16 protein-coding genes are annotated in these 22,259 nt (G+C 60.7%); 9 read left to right on the plus strand and 7 right to left on the minus strand.

Annotated elements, in window-relative coordinates; translation table 11 throughout:
• Positions 1-5 precede the first annotated feature (5 nt).
• The gene (locus ACQY39_RS19340; protein WP_428509017.1) at positions 6-560 is read left to right on the plus strand and encodes an SCO family protein; all 555 of its coding nucleotides are present in this window, start codon (positions 6-8) and stop codon (positions 558-560) included.
• A gap of 344 nt (positions 561-904) precedes the next feature.
• On the opposite strand, the gene ACQY39_RS19345 is transcribed toward ACQY39_RS19340, so the two are convergent.
• The 5 genes from ACQY39_RS19345 to ACQY39_RS19365 form a co-directional block, all read right to left on the minus strand.
• Positions 905-1,366, minus strand: a complete 462-nt coding sequence (locus ACQY39_RS19345; protein WP_428509019.1) for a hypothetical protein — start codon at positions 1,364-1,366, stop codon at positions 905-907.
• On the minus strand, positions 1,366-3,567 hold the full coding sequence (gene katG, locus ACQY39_RS19350) for a catalase/peroxidase HPI (protein WP_428509021.1): 2,202 nt from the start codon (positions 3,565-3,567) through the stop codon (positions 1,366-1,368). Before katG ends, ACQY39_RS19345 begins: the two co-directional genes overlap by 1 nt.
• Before the next feature lie 691 nt (positions 3,568-4,258).
• Positions 4,259-4,909, minus strand: coding sequence for a chitosanase (locus tag ACQY39_RS19355; protein ID WP_428509023.1), 651 nt, complete (start codon positions 4,907-4,909; stop codon positions 4,259-4,261).
• 235 nt (positions 4,910-5,144) lie between these two features.
• Positions 5,145-6,329 carry a hypothetical protein gene (locus ACQY39_RS19360; protein ID WP_428509025.1) on the minus strand — a complete coding sequence of 395 codons (1,185 nt, stop codon included), beginning with the start codon at positions 6,327-6,329 and terminating at the stop codon, positions 5,145-5,147.
• A 77-nt stretch (positions 6,330-6,406) separates the two neighbouring features.
• The gene (locus tag ACQY39_RS19365; protein ID WP_428509027.1) at positions 6,407-7,459 is read right to left on the minus strand and encodes an SIS domain-containing protein; all 1,053 of its coding nucleotides are present in this window, start codon (positions 7,457-7,459) and stop codon (positions 6,407-6,409) included.
• 976 nt (positions 7,460-8,435) lie between these two features.
• On the opposite strand from ACQY39_RS19365, the gene ACQY39_RS19370 reads away from it, so the two are divergent.
• A complete protein-coding gene (locus tag ACQY39_RS19370; protein ID WP_428509029.1) occupies positions 8,436-9,587 on the plus strand; it encodes an alpha-hydroxy acid oxidase in 1,152 nt (383 codons plus the stop codon).
• Positions 9,588-10,305: 718 nt separating this feature from the next.
• Here ACQY39_RS19370 and ACQY39_RS19375 read toward each other — a convergent pair.
• Positions 10,306-12,987: a LuxR C-terminal-related transcriptional regulator gene (locus ACQY39_RS19375; RefSeq protein WP_428509031.1), complete on the minus strand. Its 2,682-nt coding sequence runs from the start codon at positions 12,985-12,987 to the stop codon at positions 10,306-10,308.
• A 166-nt stretch (positions 12,988-13,153) separates the two neighbouring features.
• Here ACQY39_RS19375 and ACQY39_RS19380 point away from each other — a divergent pair, with 166 nt between their 5' ends.
• The 7 genes from ACQY39_RS19380 to ACQY39_RS19410 all read left to right on the plus strand — a co-directional run bounded on the left by ACQY39_RS19380 (position 13,154) and on the right by ACQY39_RS19410 (position 21,198).
• A complete protein-coding gene (locus ACQY39_RS19380) occupies positions 13,154-15,289 on the plus strand; it encodes a TonB-dependent receptor (RefSeq protein ID WP_428509033.1) in 2,136 nt (711 codons plus the stop codon).
• An 11-nt stretch (positions 15,290-15,300) separates the two neighbouring features.
• The gene (locus tag ACQY39_RS19385) at positions 15,301-16,869 is read left to right on the plus strand and encodes a hydantoinase/oxoprolinase N-terminal domain-containing protein (RefSeq protein WP_428509035.1); all 1,569 of its coding nucleotides are present in this window, start codon (positions 15,301-15,303) and stop codon (positions 16,867-16,869) included.
• On the plus strand, positions 16,866-17,951 hold the full coding sequence (locus ACQY39_RS19390) for a DUF917 domain-containing protein (RefSeq protein ID WP_428509037.1): 1,086 nt from the start codon (positions 16,866-16,868) through the stop codon (positions 17,949-17,951). Before ACQY39_RS19385 ends, ACQY39_RS19390 begins: the two co-directional genes overlap by 4 nt.
• A gap of 21 nt (positions 17,952-17,972) precedes the next feature.
• Positions 17,973-19,250, plus strand: coding sequence for a cytosine permease (locus ACQY39_RS19395; RefSeq protein ID WP_428509039.1), 1,278 nt, complete (start codon positions 17,973-17,975; stop codon positions 19,248-19,250).
• 404 nt (positions 19,251-19,654) lie between these two features.
• Positions 19,655-20,641 (plus strand): helix-turn-helix transcriptional regulator, encoded by a 987-nt coding sequence (locus ACQY39_RS19400; RefSeq protein ID WP_428509041.1) that lies wholly within the window; start codon positions 19,655-19,657, stop codon positions 20,639-20,641.
• Positions 20,642-20,729: 88 nt separating this feature from the next.
• Positions 20,730-21,008 (plus strand): hypothetical protein, encoded by a 279-nt coding sequence (locus tag ACQY39_RS19405; protein WP_263568831.1) that lies wholly within the window; start codon positions 20,730-20,732, stop codon positions 21,006-21,008.
• A 10-nt stretch (positions 21,009-21,018) separates the two neighbouring features.
• Positions 21,019-21,198, plus strand: a complete 180-nt coding sequence (locus ACQY39_RS19410) for a hypothetical protein (RefSeq protein WP_263568830.1) — start codon at positions 21,019-21,021, stop codon at positions 21,196-21,198.
• Between the two features lie 362 nt (positions 21,199-21,560).
• Here ACQY39_RS19410 and ACQY39_RS19415 read toward each other — a convergent pair whose 3' ends face one another.
• The gene (locus ACQY39_RS19415) at positions 21,561-22,067 is read right to left on the minus strand and encodes a hypothetical protein (protein ID WP_428509043.1); all 507 of its coding nucleotides are present in this window, start codon (positions 22,065-22,067) and stop codon (positions 21,561-21,563) included.
• Between the last annotated feature and the right edge of the window lie 192 nt (positions 22,068-22,259).

The following is a 22,259-nucleotide window of genomic DNA, read 5'->3' on the forward strand; positions in this document are numbered from 1 at the left end:
AGCCCATGCACCGACACTGGCTCAAAGCCGTGCTGCTTTCTGCCCTGCTGCTGGCCTTGCCGGCGGCAGCGGTGGCCGGCAGCGCCCCAGATAGCGGCATGATGCTGTGGCGCTTGCCTGGACGCTTCGTCGATGAGCACGAGCGACCACACATCCTTGCTGACTTCGCTGGCCAGCCGGCCATTGTGGCAATGGAGTACAGCGAGTGCCGTTTCGTCTGCACGGTCAATTGGCGCAAGTTAACCGAGATCCAGGTCGAAGCTGACCGTCGTGGCCAGAAGCTACGCTTCTTCATCATCAGCATCGACCCCGAGCACGACACACCGGCCCTGTGGCGAGAATACCGCCAGATGCGCGGCATGAAGCGCGACAACTGGCACTTCCTGACCGGCAAGCGCGCCGACACGGATCTCGTCGCCAAGACCCTGGGTATACGCTGGTGGCTCTACGACGGGCGAGTGATGCACGACTTTCGCATCTTGCGTCTGGATGCCCGGGGTCAAGTCTTGCGCGCGATGGACGCCTTCGACATCTCAGCCGCCAGCTTCCTGGCTGATTGAGCTCACCACGTACGCCTCAGAGCGATTTGCCGCGGCTCTTGCAACTCACACCCGGCTTCAGAGGCCGGCATGCCATCATTCAGCAGCAAATCACCAAGCTGCGGCGTCAAATGGATGTTGGCTTGAAACTTGGCCTATATGCCTTCGCTGGCGTCTTGCCCATGGACTGCAAGAATTCGGGGCGAATCGTGCGTCCCCGCGAACGAGCCACAGTGGACCGATGCGACTTGGAAACAAGTGCCGCCTAGCAGTTAGCGATATCCGCCATTGAAGATCATGCGCTTGCCTTGTTAAAGCGCTATGGGTTCAATCTTTCACCGGCAAAAACGCGACCCAGCTACCCGTCATGCACCATGTGAAATCTCTTGGACATTCCCGTCAGGTAGATAGGTCGCAGGGAATTCCATGTATTGCATCTGTGCACCATGAATTCGCAATCGGCCATCACACCACTCAGCCAAGCCAGGCCGGTCGGCATGCAGCGCCTTCAGTTCTCTGTACGCTTGGCAGATGCGTCGAAGGCACTCTGGGAACGTCGCCTCTCGCGCCATTTCACCAATACGGCGCGCCCGCTCGGTCTCGCTGGGGCAAACGTTGAGCTTCAGCGCGAGCTGTAAGACCTGCTTCTGTTCGTCCGCCAGAATCCGACACGCTGTCTTTGCTCGCCGATATCCCATCAGCTGGAGTTGGTGCTTGGCGCTCGCCGTGCTGCATGCCACTTGAGCCAGCCACAGCAGTGCGAGCAGGTCCGCCCAAACAGAGCGGACCTGCGGCGACGTCGACACATCCAACGTCGCGGAACGCATCACTTCAAGTCGAAGCGATCAAGGTTCATCACCTTGTCCCAAGCAGCGACAAAGTCGCGGACGAACTTGGCCTTGCCGTCCTCTTGCGCATAGACCTCGCACAAGGCACGCAGCTGCGAGTTCGAACCAAAGGCGAGGTCAACGCGTGTAGCCGTCCAGCGAACCTGGCCACTCTTGCGATCGCGTCCTTCGTACAGGTTGTCCTCGACCGGACGCCATTGCGTCGACATGTCGAGCAGATTCACAAAGAAGTCGTTGCTCAATTGGCCCGGACGTTTCGTCAGCAGTCCTGCATCGGCATTGCCGACATTACCGCCCAACACCCGCAGACCACCGATCAAAACCGTCATTTCCGGCGCCGACAGCGTCAACAGTTGTGCACGATCCAAGAGCATCTCTTCCGGTGAGACACTCAGGGCCATCTTGCGCCAGTTTCGGAATCCGTCAGCTTGCGGTTCAAGCACGGCAAAAGACTCAATGTCCGTTTGCGCCTGGCTTGCATCTGTGCGACCGGGCTTGAACGGCACCACGATTTCATGACCGGCAGCCTTGGCAGCCATTTCAATGCCAGCTGCACCACCCAACACGATCAGATCAGCCAGCGACACCTGCTTGCCGGCGGTCACGCCCTGATTGAAGCTGCTTTGAATGCCTTCCAGCACAGCCAGCACTTTGGCCAGTTGCGCAGGCTGATTGACCGCCCAATCCCTTTGCGGCGCAAGGCGCAGGCGAGCGCCATTGGCTCCCCCGCGCATATCGCTGCCGCGGTAAGTCGAAGCTGAAGCCCATGCAGTACTGACCAACTCAGTCACAGTCAAGCCGCTCGCTCGAATGCGGGCTTTCAATTCGACAACATCGTGCATCTCAATGAGCGCATGCTCGCGAGTCGGCACGGGGTCTTGCCAGATCAGCGTTTCGCTTGGCACTTCCGGGCCGAGGTAGCGCACCTTCGGGCCCAAATCCCGGTGAGTCAGCTTGAACCAGGCACGTGCATAGGCATCGGCGAATTCTTCCGGCTGGGCAAGGAAGCGACGAGCAATCTTTTCGTAGGCAGGATCAAACCGCAGAGACATGTCGGCGGTGGTCATCTGCGGCGCATGCATCTTCCCGGGAACATGTGCATCCACAACCATGTCTTCGGGCGCGACGTTCTTGGCTTGCCATTGAATTGCACCTGCCGGGCTGGTGACCTGCTCCCACTCATACTTGAAAAGCACTTTCAGGTAGCCCATGTCCCAGGTGGTCGGATTGGGTTTCCATGCGCCCTCAAAGCCGCTGGTGGTTGTGTCAACGCCCACGCCCGTACCCAGCTTGTTGATCCAACCAAAACCCATTTCCTCGATCGGCGCAGCTTCAGGCTCCGGACCAACCAGCGTGGGATCTCCTGCTCCGTGCATCTTGCCGAAGGTATGACCACCTGCCACAAGCGCGACGGTTTCTTCGTCGTTCATGGCCATGCGGGCAAAGGTTTCGCGCACATCACGACCCGAGGCGATCGGATCAGGATTGCCATCTGGGCCTTGCGGGTTCACATAGATCAAACCCATTTGCACGGCTGCAAGCGGATTGGCCAACTGGCGCTCGCCGCTGTATCGGCTGTTGGGTTTATCGCTGGTCGCCAGCCATTCCGACTCCGCGCCCCAGAAAATGTCTTCCTCCGGTGCATAGATGTCGGCTCGCCCACCGCCAAAACCGAAAGTCTTGAAGCCCATGGTCTCCATGGCCACGTTGCCGGTGAGGATGAACAGGTCAGCCCAGGAAACAGCGTTACCGTATTTTTGCTTGATCGGCCAAAGCAGTCGCCGGGCCTTGTCGAGGTTGCCGTTGTCCGGCCAGCTGTTCAGGGGTGCAAAACGCTGATTGCCATTGTTGGCGCCGCCACGGCCGTCAGCCGTGCGGTAGGTTCCAGCCGCGTGCCAGGCCATACGGATAAAGAGCCCGCCGTAATGCCCCCAATCAGCAGGCCACCAATCCTGGGAGTCCGTCATGAGCGCAGCCAGATCAGCCTTCAACGCCGGGTAGTCCAGAGTCTTGAAGGCTTCGGCATAGTCGAAGCCTTCATCCATCGGGTTAGAAGCAGCTTGGTGCTGGTGCAGGATCGCCAGATTGAGCTGATTCGGCCACCAGTTGGCGTTGGACTGCGCGCCATGTGTGCTGCGGGCCGCAGTCTGGTGAAAAGGACATTTAAGTTCTTGGGTCATCGTTCGCTCCTGTGGTTGACAAAACGAGCCCTATTGTTTTTGCTATTGGACTCCTCAGTCTAATTGGCATTACCTATGCCACTGATTGATGGAATCTGAGTGCCTCTGAAGGGGCCTCTAGGTTCAAACAGCTAACCCCAGGGCTCGCTGACACCGGCGATTCAGGACCGATTGAATGGGCATGGTGCATCATCACTCTCGCCTGCGCCGCTAGGCCCTGCGACCAATTCAAGCAGGCCTAAAAGGCGCGCGCGCTGCAGCCCAACCGAATGGGGCTGTCAATCCAAGCGTGCACAGTTTGCGGAACTTGGCATGCAACGAATAGACATTGCATCAAAGCCCCCTTGCTTGAGTGACGGCGATGTCGTACGGACGCTAGGGGCGCCCAATGGGGTGCGGCATCTGAACACCTGAGATGCCCAACTCGTTCAAGCCTGGCGCAGCTAGGACCCTCGGAGAAGGTACGAGCGAATCCACCCAGGTCTCGTACGTGGCCATCCACTCGTTTGACAGCAACCACGTAGGCCAATGGCCACAAGCAGGGTGCTGTCCGGCAATACCTAGACTCAAGGTGGCCCCGTCATGAAAGCATGCAAGGCGCGCGCATGAAAGAGCCGTAGCGCGGAGTTCAACCGCGGACACATGCCAACCCAGGCGCGTAGGCAGTCTCAAGCCGTAAGCATTGCTGCCCCTATGGGATATCAAACGTTCCGTACTGGGCCGATTCAATAAGGATGGGGCTATCTAGGTTCAGATTGCCGCGCGCCACGATCTGCTCCTTGAATACCGCAACTCTGTCGGAAGACGAACGCCACGTTGGATCTGCAACGAGTACGCGATAGCGGATGTCCAGATAAGCATTCAGCCAGCGGACTTCGTCGATACCGCTCGACGGAGTGCCAGCCAGCTCCTGTGTCGCCTGGGACACCAGTGCGTCCACCCCTTCCAGTCCATGATTGATCGCACTGTCGTAGATTTGGGCGATCGCAGCTGCAGTCTTCAGGCCCAGCTTTTGGGCGACCTTCAGCGCGGGAAGGTAGTACTTCAGGTCGCTTTGGTGATTCTGGGCTCGTTCAAAATCCGCCTTGAACTCACCGCTTGCCGAGGCTTGCACCGCTCGAATGAAGCCAGCCTCATCGCTAACTGCCATGGCCCGCAGCTGCGTCAAAAAAGGACTCAAGGGGTTGTTGGGACGCAGGCTTTCAAACTCTTCCACCACGGCGATGGCATCGCCATCGGCCGTGGTGAAACCGACCCAACCCCAAGTCACACCACGGCCATCCCGAATGTTCTCGGCATATCCATAGGCCTTCTCAATTTGCCCGTTTTCCCAAATCGCCATTAATGACTCTGCGCGCCTTCGCTGCTCGGGCTGCAAAGCCCGAGCAGCCGCGACAGGAGCCTCAACTGAAGGTGCGCTGCTTCCATCTGGGCTGAGGGCAGCACTGCCGCCACCGCAAGCACAAAGCGCACAAACACTCAGCAGGGGCGCCACCCACTTTCGAAGCAGAGTTCTCAAGATCTAGACTCCGAGAATGGGCAGCACCGCTGGGCCAGTTGCGAGCAATCCGCTGAACTCACTGCCAAGCCATGTTCTTCGACCACCGAACGCCCGAAGTCGGGCATTTGCCGGAGTTGTTCGGATAGCTGCTGTTGATGACTTGATTGACAACGGTCAGACTGGACATCTTGGGGTCCTTCTTATAGATGTCCAGAGCCATGTTGGCGCGCCAGCAATTGGACGCGTCATCGCCCAAGCTCGGCGACTTCAACCAGCGAATGTATTGATCGGTCAGGTAGGTGGCAAAGCAGGTCTCTGCGCTCATGCTGCCGCAGTTGCCTGCCTGACGCACCGAGGAGAAGGAAGAAACGCGGGCTATGGAGCCGGTGTTCACCTGCACCTGAAAAGCCAAACCGACCAGATTGAAGCTGCTGAAGTTCGTGAAGCCCAAGCCCTTCAGCGCAGTAAGCACGGGTTGTAGCTTGTCGTTGTCGATGTGCGCGTAGTGGCTCATCACATACTGGACTTGCTTGGTGTCAAAGGCTGCCTGCAAAGCCTGACAGATCTTGCCCAGAGCTGCGCGTTTGGTGGCATTGGAACGCGCAAGATTGGGATACGGATCCAGCCTCGAATCGTCAGCCTTGAAGCTGGCTGCCGGCACGCCCGTGACCTGAACGCCCCAGGCCAGCATGTCAGCGTTGGTGGCGTTAGGCTTGCCCAGAACATTGGGGGCAAAAGCCTTCTTGAAATAGTCAGGGAAGTCACCGACCGTGGTCACGCCAACGGGGCCAAAGGTGTTGCCGCGATAGTCTGAAATTCCCTGTGCAGCTTCGTAGTCCACCTCGCAATACCGCCAGGGACCTGGGTCTTGGTAGTTGGTCGTGCTGTTCTCAGGGTATGCGTCCATGCTCAGGACCGCTTGCCATTGGTTGACGCTCAGCTTGCGCCCCTTGTCAAAGGCTGCACCGTAAACACGCGTGTCGCCCACACCAATGACACCTGCAACCGCGGCAGGCTTCACCGCGGTCACAAGCGCTTGCCCGGTCGCAGTTTGAGTGTTGGTGTAGAGCCAGCCATCCTTGATGACCGCGGTCGATTTGGCACCTTCGTAGTGCGTTGCTGCGGTGGCCAGAGAGGCCATACTTGCCAGCGCAATCAGCGCGCACAGTTGCAAAGGTCGGAATGCATGCATAGTGTCGGTCTCCATTGCTGTCGGTTTGTTGCTATCGGTCGTGCTGCCCCCAACCAAATTGATCGCCAAATTGGTCGTGCAGGAATGCCGCCTGAATAGCGACATCGGGCCCTGCTCTCAATGCACGCGGGCGAACCCGTCTTGCATCAAATGGTTTCCGTCACCTTGCGCAGCAGAGGTGGCTTGTCTGGATCCAGGCCCCGGGCAACGGCGAGGGCTGCGGCGAGCTGGTAGGCCGCTTGGGCGCACAGTAGCGGCACCAAGGCCGCAGAGGCTTCTGCGAGAGGCAAAGAATGGGGTCCCGAAGCCTGAATACCAGCCAGAAAGACGCGGTGCCCATCGGCGCTAAGCTGCTCCGCCAACTCCCGCGTAGCGGGCTCACTGGCGTCCCGCTGGCCGAGTTGCAGCACCGCGATATCGTGCTGCAACAGCGCCATAGGTCCATGGCGAAATTCGGCGCTGCTGAATGCTTCAGCGTGCAGGCCGCAGGTCTCTTTGAACTTCAGGGCAGCCTCTTGCGCCACGGCCAGACCCACACCACGCCCCAGCACGATCAGATGCTGGGCCGACAGAAGTGCTGCGCCAAGAGCATCCCAGCGGTGATCCCAAGACTCCCGTAGCTTCTGCGGCATCAATTCGACGTCACGGCGCAGTCCCTCGTCCTGCGTCCACTCGGAAACGAGTCGCAAAGAAGCCGCCAAGGTGCAGAGGAAAGACTTAGTCGCCGCCACACTCAATTCGGGACCGGCTCGCAAAGGCAAAGTGTCATCCGCAAGAGCAGCCAGCGGCGAGTCCTCGACATTGACCAAGGCCAGCACATACGCACCAGAGGCCTTGGCTGATCTCGTGGCCGCCAGCAAATCGGGGCTGCGCCCTGACTGCGAGATGGCAATGAACACACAGCCGGAAAGATCCTGCTGCTTGCCGTAGATCGAGCTCACAGAAGGAGACAGCGAGGCCCCTAGCAACCCCAACTCCACCTCCACCAAGTAGCGCAGATAGGTCGCGGCATGATCCGAGCTGCCGCGCGCACAAGTCACCACGGAGCGCGGCCCAAAAGCGCGCAGCTTCTCCCCGATGCGTCTATAGAGATCGGCATCTTGCGAGCTCTGTAACGTGATTCGATCAGCAGCTTCGCGCGCCTCTCGCATCATCAACGTTGCACCCAGCTTTTCTTGGAATGAGAGTAGATCGGACATAGAGAGGGTGGGATTCAAATGTTGGAGTCAACGCACCTGGCGTGTGTTGCGAAGGTCGGTCGGTTTTCAATGCCCAGGGCCGAGGACTTGCGGGTCAGTTCTCTGAATCAATACACGGCCGCCAAGGAGTAATAGAGGCAGCTGCAGCGATTCCGATCAGCCCCAGTGCCCACTCCTCGAAGCCGACTGCAGCTGGAGCAATGGTTCGCTTAAAGCCAACACGAACGGTCATTTTGCTTTTCATGGCAAACACTTTAGGACGCAAGCCATTTCTCGTCAATACTTACATCCAGTAGGTGTAATAAATTGAAAGCGCAGCAGGCAGTTGCTCTTCAAGGCATTTCGATCAGCCAGGCCAGGCTTCGCCGAGATCGCCATAGACGTTCCAAGATCAAGAACAAATGTGGCGAACACCTCGAAGACGAGCAGCAGAGTCTGTGAACAGATTCACAACGTAACAATTCCGCAGCCCCCTCGAAAAGGCCAGGGTCGTAGCTCTCTAGGCAAGATCTGGCAGAACGGGTAGAACTTGAAAGCGACACGCAAGTAGCGCGCACTGAAGCTTGGGGAAGCCAAGCATTCGTGGCGGCAAAGGCAGCACTGCAAGCAGAAGGCAGATTCAAGCCAAGCGCCAGCGGCTCCTCACTGAGACCACCCAGACGTGACGGCTCTACAGTGCCCTAACCTCTCCCTACATATTCGCTGGCCGCGCAAGTTGCGGTCGAGAGGACCACCTCCAACTGGCATCGCCGAATTGGCCCGCGCCGGCAGTTGCGGATCTCGCGGCACCAGCTTGGTCCATCTGGCCACGCTTCAGCACTCCTGCAAGTTCAGCAGTCCTGCAAGAAGTGCCAAGTCAGGCATGAGGTGGTCTCACCAGTAGGCCGTGGGCATCTCGCGGAGCGCCACGTCAAGCGATCCACGAATTCGAAGCTTAAGTGATACATTAATGAAATTGTGTTTTACCCATGAAATCATGAGCACGATCACTTGCATTGAAGACCTGCGCCAGCTTGCCCAACGACGTGTGCCTCGAATGTTCTATGACTACGTAGACAGCGGCTCCTGGACTGAGTCTACGTACAAGGCCAATGAAGCTGACTTTCAGAGCATCCAATTCCGCCAGCGCGTGGCCGTGAACATGGAAAATCGTTCGACCGCGACCCGAATGGTCGGACAAGCGGCACGCATGCCCGTGGCCATCGCTCCCGTTGGTCTCACCGGCATGCAGCATGCCGACGGAGAGATCCATGCCGCTCGAGCCGCTGAGAAGTTTGGTGTCCCCTTCACTCTGTCCACCATGAGCATTTGCTCGATCGAGGACGTTGCAGAACACACCAGCAGCCCATTCTGGTTTCAGCTTTACATGATGCGTGATCGCGATGCGATGCGGAAGATGATCCAGCGCGCTCATGACGCCAGGTGTAGCGCCCTGGTCCTAACACTGGACTTGCAGGTCATTGGTCAGCGACACAAAGACATCAAGAACGGATTGAGCGCACCACCCAAACCCACAGTTCGAAACGTTCTCAACCTTGCCACCAAACCAAGTTGGTGCCTCGGCATGTTGGCCACTCAGCGCCGAACGTTTCGCAACCTGGTCGGCCATGTCAAAGGCGTCAGCGATATGCGCTCGCTCTCTGCTTGGACAAACGAGCAATTCGACCCGCGACTCTCCTGGTCCGATATCGACTGGGTTCGGGATCAGTGGGGGGGCAAACTGATCCTCAAGGGCATCATGGAAGTGGAAGACGCAGAACTGGCAGCAGAACATGGAGCAGACGCCATCGTTGTGAGCAATCACGGCGGCCGTCAACTGGATGGCGCGCCATCCACCATTCGAGCACTCCCTGCCATTGTCAAAGCCGTCGGTTCCAAGACTGAAGTTTGGATGGACGGCGGCATACGTTCAGGCCAGGACGTCCTCAAAGCTTGGGCTCTTGGCGCTCGAGGCACGATGATTGGCCGTGCGATGGCCTACGGCTTGGGTGCGATGGGCGAGGCCGGAGTGACGAGTTGCTTGCAACTGCTGCACAAGGAACTGGACACCAGCATGGCGTTCTGCGGCCGCACAAACATTCAGACAGTCGACCAGAGTATTTTGGTGCCAGGCACCTTCCACTCTTGACTCACCCACCTGAAGAATACTCAGATGCAGATTTTCAGGTATGGCCTGCGCGACTTCGATCTGCCAATGCCCGCCCGGCGGCCCTCCCCGGGGCTGTTCGTCGAGCGCGCGTCAGCATTGACCTGCGAGGGCATGGGCCGGCGCTGAGCGCCATGGCGAAGTCCCACCCCACCAGTGTTTCCGCCCTTGTGAGCATGGTCCTCGCTGATTGGCTGAGAACCCGCTCATTCGCTGGCATCGAATGGGATTAGAGATGCCGTTGACCGGCACCGTGTTCTCGCGGCCCCTTTGATGGCTGCGCTGACGCCAGTCCTGCGCGCCAGTGTCCAGTCGCAGGCGCCTGAATCCAGTCTGTGGACAGCATGGCGTCGCTAAGTATTGGCCCTGGGATAGGCGGCGCGCTGGTGCAGTGGTGAGATCGGTATGTATCCAGGCAATCGCATAGTCAAAGCGTCGCGCACGCCTCGCCTGGACTCTGGATGCATTGCCGAGCTGATGCGATCCGTCGGCGCATCGAGTCCACCGCGGTCAGGCGAGCGCCTCAAGTGATGGTCAAGACAACGTCATGCGCTGCCGCAGCGACCGCTTCAAGCCGAAGGAGGAGATAGGCAAGAAACAGCCCAAATCCGGCGAAGGCGTTGCCCAGAAATCTGTCGTACTGAATGAGCTCCAGCAGGTCAGTGCCAACGAGTCTCCGTAGAGTCGGGATTCCTTACCCTCATGGCATCAACGTTCGCCGCCTTGCCTCCAAGATCGCATCCTCTCGCGTGCGCACGTTCAGCTTGGAGAAGATCGCCTTCAAGTGATGCTTGACGGTTTCTGGGGACAACAGCAGGTTCTTGGCGATCAGCTTGGTTGTGTGGTCCTTGGCGAGTTCGCACAGCACGTCAACCTCGCGTGGTGTCAGCGGGCTGTCGGCGTCTCCCAGAGCGCGGCTGCGGAAGCGTTGCTCCCAAGTGTTTACCAGCGCCTGCGCCCATAGCAGCTCGGGGCTACTATCGGCCGCCGAGGCAGTCGAAAGCCAGCTGCGTACCTGGGTGATCAGCTCGGCGCCGAAGTCGAGACAGGGCTGGATTGCACCGGTGTATGTGCCCAGGACCAAGACATGCAGCAGCGCGCGCTGGGCAGCGCCGGCATTACCTAGCGCCTCGCGTGCACGCGCCGCCATCAAGTGAGCGTGCAATTCGCCGAGGCGATGACCGGTGCGTTTCGCCAGGCCCAGCAACGCTGTTGCGGTCGAATCAGCCGCCGCTGCATCGCCGTGCCCCATCTGCAAGAAGAAGCTTGCCTGCGCCAGCCCTTCGACCGAGATCCAGGGCAAGGCGAAGGGTTCCTGTGCCAGGACCCAAAGCTCGTCGAGCTTGATGCGCGCGGCCAGCGCCTGCGCACCATCCAAGTCGCCCAGGCGTGCCAACAATTGCACTTGCGCGGCACCAGCCAGCACCTCCAGATGCGCTAGGCTTTCCTCGAAAGCAAGGTGGCGGGCAACTTCCAACAATTCCATCGCGCGATCCGCATGACCCAGCGCGAACTCACACAGCGCGGTCTCGATATGGCCGGCGTGCAGCACCTCCAGCAGCCGCGTGGGTCCCCACGGCACCATGGCCGAGAAATGTTCCAATGCGACCTCGGTCTCGCCGCGCAGGCGGGCGATATGGCCCAGCAGGCTGCTAACCAGTCGGCTCAGCGAACCCTGGCGGAAGTTGAGAAAATTCGCGTCCTGCTGCAGCGACTGACGGATGTCACGCTCAGCCTGCGCCAGGTCGCCGCGTGCCAAGGCACTGCGAGCGTGGTAGACCCATATCCAAGGGCTGTTGTAAGTGTAGGCACCACTGGCGAACACTGCCTCAACCTCTCGGATGCGACGCTCGCAGCGCTCAACCGGGCCGTAACGGTGCAAGAAAAATATCTCGATCGGCACGGTGCAGCCCAACGGGCGCTGGTCCTGCCCAGCATGAGCGCGCGCCAGCCGCCGCGCCTGGTCCAGCACCGACCAGGGCGAGAAGCGCAGATTGTGCTCGGCCGGGTTCATCTGCATCATGCAGCGCGACACCTCCAGGTCAAATCGTGCCGGGTCGTCGGCGCCGGTGTCGGCCGCGCGGATCTGCTGCTCCAACCGTTCGAATTCCAGGGCCGCACTAGCCGGGTCGGCCTCCAGCACTTGCAGTACCAGTTGCAGCAGGCGCAGCCGCGGGCGCTTGCGTATCGTCGCCTCGGGCAATTGCTGTAGCAGTAAACGCGAGCGCACCGCGCCCTCGTTGGCAACCAGCAGAAAGCCGCCCGCAGCCTCGATCAGATCGGCCCCCATGTCTAGCCGCCCACCGGCCACCGCATGGGCCACCGCCTCATGAAGCTGGCCGCGCTCGGCCAAGTGACGGGCCGCGCGCAGGTGCAGGCTGGCCATGCGCCCCGGTGAAATCAGTTCGGCAGCGTCGATCAGATAGTCGCGCAGCAGCGGATGAAGCCGCGCCGACCAGGAAGATTCATCGACCACAGCAATCGGCTTGATGCGCGCCAGTTGCTGGATAAGCGCCAGGCTGTCGTCCCGGCCGCGCAAAGCATTGGCGCTGGCCACATCGACGATGTCCAGCACCGCCACGTCACCCAGGAATTCGAGCAACTCCGCAGGCAAGGTGGCCAGCACCTCTTCGGCCAGGTAATCAAAGATCTGCCGGCGCGGAATCTTCGCCTGCGCATCGACCGTCCAGTCGGTGGTCGCCGCGCCGCCGCTCACGCGCAGTCTCGCCAGTTGCAGCGCGAACGGCCAGCCATCAGCGTAGGCAGCGACCTGCTGAGCGGCGGCCTCGGGCAAGGCGTCGGACAGCAGCTGCACCGACTCAACGCGGGTGAAGCGCAACAGCTCGGCATCGACCAGGCGCACCTTTCCGGCCAGCTGCAGCCGCGTCAGGTGTTGATGGGGCGCTTCACGGCTGGCCAGCACGATGCTGACATTGGCCGGCGCGGCCAACACCAGCTCCTCGACGATGGCGTCCACCGCAACGCTGGACGCGCATTCGTAGTCGTCGAGGCAGATCAGCAAGGGCTCGCGCAGCTCGGCCAGGCGAAGAGCAGAGGAGGCAGAGGGTCCAGACGGGCTGGCACTTTGGCTCAGCTTGCAGCGGCCCAGCGCGGCCTGCAGGTTCTCGGCGAACAGCACCGGGTCCTTGTCGCGCTCGTCGCAGTTCAGCCAAGCGACAACAGAGCCTTCGCCGCGTGTGTAGTCGGCCAGCTGTGCCAGAACCGTAGTCTTGCCGAAGCCCGCCGGTGCGCTCAGCAGGGTCAGCCGGGCTGAGCTGGGGGCGGCGTTCAGCAGCCGGTCGATCACGCGTTGGCGCCACAAGGCCTCGTCCACATGCACGAAGGGTTCAAAGCGCAGGGCGGGGTCGGCGGTCGATGTCATGCCGGTTCATTGTGCATGGCACGTTCGGCCGCCGCTCGGCGACATGCGCTCGGGTTTGCCCCATCCCCCGTTTTTTCCGGCCATGCCCCCCGCCAGATGCGTTGCCCTAGCGGGCTGCCTCGCCCAGACTTCATTCATCCCCTTGCCAACCTCGAAGGACCCTTACATGAAGTGCTCATCGCAAGCTCGCCACGGGCTGAAACCCCTCACCCTGGCCGCGCTAGCCCTGCTCACCAGATCGGCTTGGAGCCAGGTCAGCGAGCCGTCCGCCGCTGCCGATGCACCGCCCAAGCTGGAGACGGTGGTCGTCAGTGCACAGCGTCGGCTTGAACGCCTACAAGACGTGCCAGCCTCGGTGAAAGCCTTCTCGTCCAAGCAGATCGAGAGCATGGGCATCAGTAGCACACAGGACTTCGTGAACCTGACGCCGAACATGTCCTTCGACAACTCCTTCACCTACGGCAACTCCTTCATCGTGCTGCGTGGCGTGACCCAGATCAACAATGCCGACTCTCCGGTGGCGGTGGTGGTCGATGGCGTGCCGCAGAACAACCAGAAGCAGCTGAAGATGAATCTGTTCGACATCGAACGGATCGAAGTTCTGAAGGGCCCGCAAGGAGCCTTGTATGGCCGCAACGCCATCGGCGGGGCGATCAATATTGAGACCAAAGCACCTGGCAACAAGCTGGTGGGCTTTGTCGGCGCGGAGGTCGGCAATGGCAATGCACGCGAACTGTCTGGAGGCGTCAGCGGCGCGCTGGCGCCGGACACGGCACTGTTTCGCGTCGTTGCGCAAACCAAAAGCAGCGACGGTCTGATCACCAACACCTACAGTGGGGCCAAGGTCGATGCCGTCGGTCATGACAACTCGCTTCGGGCCAAGCTGCTGCTAAAGCCCAGTGCCGGCCTGCAGATCGACCTGCGCGCCAACGTGATCGACTATGCCGCCGGTGCGACCTGGGACAGCATAGTCACTGACCGCAATCCGGCGACGATCGTGGCACCGCGTTCCAACATCCTGGGCCGCACCGAGGGCCACACCGATGACCTCAGTGCCAAGGTCCAGTATGAGCTGAATGTAGGTACGCTAACGTCCATCACCAGCTACACAAATCTGACCGAGCGCTACCGCGGCGATGTCGATTTCTCCAACCCGACCGACTCGCCCGGCGGTTTTCTGGGTCTGGGTTTCCAGGCCGGCCAGGGCCAGAACCTCGGTGTACGCATGACCAGCCAGGAGTTGCGCCTGACCTCGCCAGACGACCTGCCTGTGCGTTGGATCGGCGGCCTCTATTACCTGAACACCCTGCGCAATCTGGAAACTCGCGCCTTCATCGATGTCGATAGCTCGACCGGCCAGTGGGACGATGCCGCCAAGACCATTGTCCATCTGCAGGAATCCAACCACAACCGCTCTTCGGCCCTGTTCGGCCAGGTCGATGTGGACTTCAGCAAGCAGCTGACTCTGTCCAGCGCGCTGCGCTATGACCGCGACCAGCGCAAGCAGACAAATGTGCTCAATGGCAACGAGCGCTCGGCCACCTATTCCAAGTGGCAGCCCAAGTTCACTTTGACCCAAAAGTACAGCCGCGACACCCTGGCCTACGCCACGCTGAGCACCGGCTTTCGCTCCGGCGGCTTCAACGCGCCGAGTATCCCGGACTTCAAGGCCGAGACCTTGAGCAATGCCGAGATTGGCGCGAAGACCATCTTGATGGACGGACGCTTCTTGTTCAATGCTGCACTGTTCGTCTCGCGCTCGAAGGACTTCCAGTTCTTCAAGGTCGATATCGCCAGCGGCTCCCAGGTCATTACCAATATCGACTCAGTGGCGCTGAAGGGCCTGGACATGGACTTCCGCTTCCTGCCGATGAAGGGCCTTGAGTTCGATGGCGGTCTGGGCATCACCGCCAGCAGCATCCGTCGCAGCACGGCCGAACCAGGCACGGTCGGCAACCACACGCCGAAAACAGTGCCATTCAAGATCAACTTCGGTGCGCAGTACACGCAGCCGCTGGGCAATGGCTTGGAAGGCCTGCTGCGCGCCGACTACGAACACCGTGACAAAAAATATTGGCACCCGGACAACTTAGCTGTGTCGCCAGCACTCGATCTGCTGGGCCTGCGCATTGGCGTGCGTGACGCCAAGGACCGCTGGTCGGTCACCTTGGTCGGTCGCAATCTCGGCAACAAGCGCTACTACGCCGACTACAACTCGTCACGCTACAGCGGCCTGCCCTACGACATCGGCTCGCTGGCCACGGGCCGCACTGTCGGTCTCGAAGCCAAGTTCCGCCTGTGAGGAAGAGCGCCATGATTCGAGTGGGTATTGACGTCGGCGGCACCAACACCGACGCCGTCGTGATGCGCGGCCGCGAGGTTTTGTTCGGGCTGAAGACGGCGACCACCGCCGACGTGATGAGCGGCGTGGTCGATGCACTGAAAGAGGTGGTGGCCGGTGCCGCCATCGAACGTGCCAACATCGGCGCTGTGATGATAGGCACGACGCACTTCACCAACGCCTTGGTCGAGCGTCGTAACCTAGCGCCGGTGGGCATGATCCGCTTGGGCCTACCGGCTACCAGTGGCCTACCGCCCACCTCAGCCTGGCCCGAGGACATGCTGGACGCTGTACCGATGCACTGGCGCCTGGCTCAGGGCGGCTACGAGTTCGACGGCCGCGAGCTTGCCACCATGCAGCCAGAGCAAATCCATGGCTTTGCGCAAGAGTTCGCGGCGCTGGGGCTGCGCGACGTGGCGATCGCCGGCGCGTTCTCCTTCATAAACGATGCGCAGGAACATACTGCCGCCGCACTGGTGCGCGCGGTGATGCCCGACGCGCGCATCACCCTGTCCTCGCAGATCGGCCGCATCGGCCTGCTGGAGCGCGAGAACGCGGCGATCCTGAACGCCTGCCTCGGCCCGCTGGGACTGGACGTCGTGGCCGCCTTCGAGCAGGCCCTGAAGGACAGCGGTATCAACGCGCCGTTCTACCTGACGCAGAACGACGGCACCTTGATGAGCGCCAAACAGGCGGCGAGCTTCCCTATTCTGACCGTGGCATCCGGGCCGACCAACTCGATGCGCGGCGCGGCCTTTCTGTCTGGGCTCGCCGACGCCATCGTGGTGGACATCGGCGGCACAACCTCGGACGTCGGCGTGCTGCAGGCGGGCTTTCCGCGCCAGGCCGGCATTGCGGTCGAGGTCGGCGGAGTGCGCACAAATTTCCGCATGCCCGATGTTTACAGCATCGGCCTGGGCGGTGGCTCGCTGGTCAATGCCGACCTGACGACCTTTGGCCCGCGCAGCGTCGGCTACAACATCCACACTGAGGCACTGGTGTTCGGGGGGCGCACCTTGACGGCCACCGACATTGCCGTGGCGGCGGGCGTCGCAACCCTGGGCGATGCAGGCAGGGTCGCGCACCTGACTGCTGACGCGGTGCAGCGCTGCCACGCCCGGCTGCAGCAGATGGTCTTTGATGCGGTCGAGCGCATGCGCACCTCGGCGGTGATGCTGCCGGTGGTGGTCGTCGGCGGCGGCAGCATCCTGCTTCGGGAGCACGTAGGCGAAGCGCTGGTGACGATTCCGCCGCACTTCGGGGTGGCCAATGCGGTCGGTGCGGCGATGGCCCAGGTCAGTGGCGAGAGCGACCGCGTCCTGCGGCTGGACGAAGGCATGACTCGCGAGCAAGCAATTGCCCGGGTGCGGGCCGATGCCGAACTGACGGCAGTGCAGGCCGGTGCCAACCCACAAACCCTGACCCTGCTCGATGTCGAGGACGTGCCGCTGGCTTACATCGGTGGCAACGCCACCCGCATCCGCGTGCGCGTGATCGGGGACCTGAACGAAACTGGAACTGCGACTGGAACTACGGCATGACCCTGATCGAAGCAATAGATATGGAGGCCATTGCCATCGGCGGCGCGGTCTACGGCACAGGTGGCGGCGGCGACCCCTACCTCGGCAAGCTGTTGGCCCAGCGGGCGATCCGCGAACATGGGCCGGTGCGGCTGATCGAGATCGACGAGCTTGACGACGACGACCTGATCGTGCCGGTGGCGATGGCCGGTGCACCGGCCGTGATGCTTGAAAAGCTGCCCGAGATCGGACCGATGATCGCCGCGCTGCGGAGCCTCGAAGCACTGCTGGGCAAGAAGGCCAAGGCGGTGATGTCGATCGAGGTCGGTGGCCTCAATTCGACGATCCCGTTCAGCATCGCCAGCGCCACCGGCCTGCCCCTGATCGATGGAGACACGATGGGCCGCGCTTTCCCCGAGATCCAGATGACCCTGTGCACCCTGCAGGGCATTGCGGCCAGTCCGCTGGCCCTGGCCGACGAGAAGGGCAATACGCTGACGATGAGCACAATCAGCAATGCATTCACCGAGCGCTTTGTGCGCAGCGTCACGATGGACATGGGGGGCTCTTGCTGCATGGCCATATACCCGATGACGGCGGCGCAGGCGCGCAAGGCGCTGGTGCGCGGCTCGATCACGATGACGCAGCGGGCCGGCCAGGCGCTGTTCGACGCCCGCGCCCGCCACCTCGACCCGGTGGCCGAACTGGTGCGCGTGACCGAGGGATTCTGTCTGTTCAAAGGCAAGATCACCGATGTACAGCGCACGACGGACGGCCGCTTTGGCCGCGGCGTAGCCCAATTGCAAGGCCTCGATGACAACGCTGGCCAGCGCCTGCAGCTGCAGTTCCAGAACGAGTTTTTGATGGCGCGCACCGACGAAGCCGTGCTGTGCACGACGCCGGACCTGATCGTGCTGGTTGACTTGGAAACCGGCGAGCCGATCACCGCCGAGCAGGCTCGCTTCGGCCTGCGCGCTGCGGTGCTGGGCCTGCCCTGCGTGCCGGCCTGGCGTACGCCGAAAGCCATAGCCTTGGTCGGGCCGCGCTACTTCGGCTACGACCACGATTACAAGCCGGTGGAGCAGACGGTGATGGACCGTTGAGGCATGCAAACAATGAAGCCCTTGAATGCCCCCCGCGCCAGCGCCTGGCGCATCGTGCTGATCCTCCTGGCGGTAATGATTGCGCTGCCGGCCTTCGTGATGGGCGCCGAGCTGAGTCATGCGCTCGGTGCCGTCCGCGCGATCCAATCCAGCCTAGCAGGCGGTGCGATCCTGGCACTGATCGCCGCTCTGGCCGGTGCCGCCGGCGCACACACGCGCAAGACCACTTACGAGCTGATCACCGATGCCTTTGGCGAATATGGTGCACGGCTGGCCAATGGCGTGCTGGGCCTGAGCATCCTCGGCTGGTATGGCGTAGTGGCGATGATGTTCGGCCAGGCGTTGGCCTCAGTCAGCCCGGCCTTGGCCAGAGCGCCGATCTGGGCCTTGGCGCTGGGCGGCTGCGTGCTGACCACGGTGACGGCGATGATAGGCTTTCGGGCGCTTGATCTGCTGTCGGCCATAACCACGCCGCTGAAACTGCTGCTGCTGGCCTGGACCTTTATTGCCGCGCTAAGCGGTGGCCTCTACCCGGTCTGGTCTTTCGTGCCGGCCATCGCCATGCCGATGGGCATGGGTGTGTCGATGGTGGCCGGAGGCCTGATGGTCGGGGCGGTGCTGTCACCAGACATCTGCCGCTTCGCCCAGTCGCCCCGCCATGCGGCGTTAGCCTGCGCCTTAGCCTATGGCCTGGGCTTTCCGCTGGTACTTACCTTGGCCGGTCTGCCTAGTTTGGCCAGTGGCGACAAGGATCTGGTGCGAATCATGTTGACCCTTGGGCTGGGCGTGCCGGCACTGTTGATCGTCGCTCTGACGGCTTGGTCCACCAACAGCTTCAACCTCTACGCCACCACCCTGATCGGTAGCACCCTAAGACCGCGCCAGCCCCCCTGGCAGCTGACCTTGGTTGCCGGTCTCGTCGGCACAGGCCTGGGCCTGGCCGGCATCGGCGAGTTGCTGGTGCCTTATCTGCTGTGGCTCGGGGTGTGCATTCCGCCAATTGCCGGCATCTACCTGATCCATGTAGCGCTGGCCCCAAGTGGTGCAGCCATTGCATCGCGCTGGCGAGCCGACGCGCTGATCGCCTGGGCTGTCGGCAGCACCTGGGCAGCCCTGTCACCGCCCTGGAATCTTGCGTTGACCGCGGTGCCGGCACTGGACTCGATAGCGGTGAGCGCGCTGATCTATGGCGTTGTTCATCGATTGCTGCGATACCCTGGCGCAGAAATTTCAGTGGTCGCGAAGCTCGGGCAAGGAAGGACGGTTTCCGCAGCGGACCGTTCGATCGAGAAGTTCTAGCCGAATTCCTGGTGCCGGGTGGTTGAAAACACTTCGGATCAACCTTGGCCATGCTGATGAGCCAAATGATTGCCAAAGCTGAAGCAAAAAGACGCGCTGAGGCAAGGCCATTGAATGACGACGAACTTGCCTACCCATCACTCCAAATACTCCTGGCGGCAAGTCACCCAATACCTGTCGCATGCGTGCCCCAGGAAGAAAGCTGGTGGTGAGTACTCAAATTGCCAACAGCAACTTGATGAACTCCACGCCATGAAGGTGTCCAACCCAGTCATGCGAGCACGAACACCTCGGCAGACAACCGATGCATGTATCGTTCGCGTTAGAAGTTGCTTTGATCAACGACCGCTGCTGTACTCGAAAACGCGGCATGCGGCATCGTGGTTTCACTGGGAGGTGAGGTTATGCCATCAAGAGCAAAGAAGGAAAACACAGAGCGGATTCACAAGATTCTGAGTATCGTTCGGCACAAAGACGGCGCAACGATGCAGCAGCTCATGAATGAACTCGGAGTGTCACAGTCCACGATCAAACGCGACATAGCTGTTCTACGTGACCGCATCGACTGCCCAATCGAGTTTGACCGCGACATTGAAAAATGGGTCGTCCACGAACTTCCCGGAGGGAAGCGATTTGAGCTACCGGGGCTGTGGTTCAACGCAAGCGAGCTGTACGCTCTACTGGCAATGCAGCACTTGGTCAGTGGCATCCAGCCCGGACTGCTGGAGTCTCACCTTCACCCGCTGAAGCAGAAGCTTGAGAGCCTGCTTGGAGAATCGTTGGCTGCCGCGAAGGATGTTAAGAAGCGCGTCAAGCTCATCCACTTCGCTGGCCGGCGCATCGAGGTGAAGAACTTCGAACTGTTGACCCAGGCGGTCTTGGAACGCAAGCGTGTGGTGATGCGCTACTTCAACCGAGACAGGAGCGAAGAGACCCAACGCGAGGTGTCGCCGGTGCGGTTGGTTCACTACCGCGAAAACTGGTTGCTCGATGCTTGGTGCCACCTACGGAACGAGTTGCGTATCTTTGCCTTAGACGCCATCCAGGAAGTGGATCTCACGGAAAAGGCGACCTTCGAGGTGAGCCAGGAAGAATTGGACGGACATTTTCGGAGTGGGTACGGCATTTACGCGGGTAAAGCCGATAAGCGCGCGGTGTTGAAATTCAGCAAAGCGCGAGCCCGCTACGTCTCACTAGAGCGCTGGCACTCGAAGCAAACCAGCAAGTGGCTAGCCGACGGCAGCTACCAATTAGAGGTCCCGTACTCCAAGGATCAAGAATTGGTCACAGATGTGCTGAGGTTCGGCGCCGACGTCGAGGTCCTGGCGCCGTCAGAGCTTCGTGAGCGTGTGGCAGAACTTTTGAGGGCCGCGGCGGAGCTCTACTCGTAGGCTGTGGTTTCATCCAGGTCACTCCGTGATCTAGCGACCGTTCAGACTTCCCCCATGCCTGCACTTTTACGTGGGCAGGGAGTTTGGAATGCAGATCAATTTTGCGCATCTTCGGCAACCGGCAGTTAGCGGCGGCGACGTCAATTTCGCAGTGTTCGACGCACGGTCGAGCAGCGGCACCACAACCGCGAACAGCGAGCTACTGGCGCAGCTGACAGCAAGGGCTCGGGCAAATTCGCTGCGCATTGACCAATCGGCGCTGGCCTTCCGCTCAGGCGGCCAGATCCAGTTCTTCGGCAGCAAGCACCTGGTGGACTTCCTAACCCGCAGTGGTTTGCCTCGTTGGACCCATACCCTCAACGTTTAAGGAGTACATCATGGCTAAGAACCCACCCGTTGGCGACAATGCTCGCCGTGGCGCCGTACGCGACCGCTCGCAGACCCACAACCCCGTCACGGATACCTGGGTGAAGCGGGACACCGATACAGGACGCTTCATGGACCAGAAGAAAGACGGCACGCCTTTCAAGGGCGTGCGCAAGGAGCACGGCAAGTAGGCCTGTTGCCCTGCGGTGGTCGAGCCCTTCGGGCTCGGCCGCCGGGGCCTCGTCCAAGTCTTTTCCCCTAGCTTTTAGCTAGCAGGCTGGAACGCGGCCTACCAGGACTTTGTCATCGCCTTCCCGGCACTGAAGGCGTGATCTAGGCTTTCTCTGGTAGACCCGAAATCGGCGACTGACCTGTTTCTCAAAAGATCGCCTGCGAGCAAGAGGCCTGTCACGCCCTGAATTCGGCTGCTGGCGCATCACCGCATGCCCAGCACTTTCAGGTCTCTCTAGCATCCGCTCGCCTCCAACAGGCCTTCCTCTCTACGCCACCAGCCTGCATCCGCATCGCCCAGTAAGCAGGTCCTTTGCGTGGGTCAACAGTCGCCAGCTAAGGCAAGGCTCTCGCGAATGCTGCGCGCAAGTCCATTGGCAATCGTGACTGCAGCGCGCGTCTGCGCTTCACATCTCCCCTTGGAGATTGAAAGTTCTGCTGCGCGCAAATGGTCACAAATTGCGCCGACGGCATCATTCAGCTCCAGCGATTTGCCCTCCATCGACACACACAAGCGCGCGAGCAACATTTGGTGATCGGCTTGAGTCAGCAAATCATGCAGCTTGCGTTCCCAGGGTGTGGAAGTCCTAACGCTTTTGCAAAGCAGCTGCAGAAGATTGTCCAGGTCAGCAATGCGCTTTGCTATTGAATCCAAGGATGTCATCGATGGTTGAAGCTCAATGCGAGCTTCCGGTAAGAAGGGGCAAGTCAGACTCGATGGAATCCATCGAAAGAAAACCCCAGGCAAGAATGCGTGCTGAACCAACGAAACCGCGGCGAGGTCCAGCGCCAGTGACCGGCTACCGACCACGCCATCATTGTCATCCATCCGGACGTCAAGAACCGTCGCTCGGACCCAGCACACGGGTATCTTGAAGTTCCCGCAGCCAATGCTCCACCAAGCTTCATTTTGAAGATCTCACACCCCAACGCCGCTGCCTGACTGCAATGCCTCTGGTGCAAAGACACCAGAAACTTCCAACGGCTGATCAGCTGGGGCTGCACGCCAACCTGGAGAGTC

Origin of the sequence: Roseateles sp. (genome assembly GCF_965262435.1) — a bacterium.
In the GTDB taxonomy this organism is placed as follows: Bacteria; Pseudomonadota; Gammaproteobacteria; order Burkholderiales; family Burkholderiaceae_C; genus Paucibacter_A.